The sequence below is a fragment of the Kurthia huakuii LAM0618 genome, assembly GCF_000505545.1.
Classification (GTDB): domain Bacteria; phylum Bacillota; class Bacilli; order Bacillales_A; family Planococcaceae; genus Kurthia; species Kurthia huakuii.
Genome location: NZ_AYTB01000050.1, coordinates 1 through 1644 on the forward strand (window position 1 = coordinate 1; position 1644 = coordinate 1644).

1 protein-coding gene is annotated in these 1644 nt (G+C 43.6%); it reads right to left on the reverse strand.

Translation table 11 applies throughout. The annotated features are described in order from the left end of the window. Positions 1–116: 116 nt before the first annotated feature. A complete protein-coding gene (locus tag V514_RS0118570; protein ID WP_029501251.1) occupies positions 117–1547 on the reverse strand; it encodes an IS4 family transposase in 1431 nt (476 codons plus the stop codon). Positions 1548–1644 lie beyond the last annotated feature (97 nt).

Here is a 1644-nt window from a genome sequence, read left to right on the forward strand (position 1 = left end):
CATACCCATCAAGCTAACAACGAAAATAGGTAGATTTGAAACCTTTCTACAGATCAACTAACCAATGTACGAAAAATAGGCAGACCAAATAAGCCCCCAAAAAAGCATTTTTTTCGCTAGGCAGCTTGTCTAGGCTTTATCGTCGTTTCATACACAATGCCTAAAATATCAAAAACCGTCATCTTCTTAGAGCGATGACATTTACGCCCGTTCTTTGAGAGCAGCTGATACAGGCGATGGAGGATGTTCACTAGTTCCTCTGCGTTAGCTGCCATTGCTTGAAAGAATAACGGAAAGTAATCCTTAATCATATAAATCGCCTTGTATTCGCTCAGCTCCTGCTTTTTCTTTTCAAGCAGAAGCTGGCGCATTTGAAACATCGTCGAAGAACAGAGAAGAATGCCAATGAGCTGTCCATATAAATGACACTCGAGGCGTTCTTTTTTGATGGTTTTACAAGCATCGATTTCAAAAAAAGACTTCCATGTTTTAAATAAAATCTCAATCTGCCAGCGCAATGAATACAGGGCATGTACGTCATTCGTTGGGACTTCTTTAGGTGATGTATTCGTGATGTAGACGTTCATGCCCATTAACCGTTTACTTTTCTCCTTCATGACAATGCCCTTCTTCTTTTCACGAATCGCTTGGTTTTTCAAGCGTGTTTGCGTCTGGTCGTCGGTTAAGCGATGGATAATGACACGTGTTGGCAGCTTTTGTTTTTGACCAATATACGCCTCATCTATTTCAATCGTTTCACCAGGCGTAAGCTCCGCCATGAGTTGTGCCATGTCGAGCTGGATATATTCGGTTTGTTTTTTCAACGTTCCATTTTTGAACGTTTCTGGCGCAGGGTTCTTCATATAAATCCGTGTATTGAGCTTCAGCCGTGAAATATAGTACGCTTTTTTATCGTGAATGACCTGTAAGTCGCCTAAATCGAAGTAACCGAGATCGCGCAGGCATAAATCTCCGGCCTCTACGGTTTTGAGACAGATTGTTCCGTAGGTTTTATCATTGTTTTTTCCTGGTCCAACGTGTACATGAAGAAATTGACCACTCAGTAAATCGTATTCCAACTGGATTTTTACGCCTGCCGTGTTACTACTGCCACCCGAGCCTTGATACTCACGAGCGAACGCATCGGGCAGTTGAAAGACAGTCGCATCTAAAATACGGATTCGCTTAAACCGAGACATCAGGGTGTCGGGGAGTGATTGGTTGGCACAGAGCTTTTGTGCAAGCAGCGTGCGAAAGACCTCTCGAAGATAAGCGACGGCGGCTTGGTTAAAGCGTTGATTCAAGCCTTCTGCACTCATCGAGACGCCCGTCGAAGCCTCTAACCGACTACACAATTGTGGAAGGGATGTGCTGCCAACCTCCTGACTCAACCAGACACAAAGGGCAATGAGTTCATTGGCTTGAAACTTACTTGCCCGCTTGACAAAGCCCACACGTTTCGCAATATCTTGTAACACGGCTGGAGATAAACAGGCACGTAACTCTTGTGCGAAAAGATTCAGTTCATTGGATAAGATTCGATTCATCAAAAACGCCATCCTTTCTTGTAAACTACTGATGTTACAGAAAGAATAGCGTTTTTTTCACGTTGGGGGTATTGATGTGCTTAGCTTGATGGGTATG

Excerpts from the sequence above, each read along its gene's own strand:
- V514_RS0118570 (WP_029501251.1), bottom strand. The coding sequence starts at position 1,547 with ATGAATCGAATCTTATCCAATGAACTGAATCTTTTCGCACAAGAGTTA.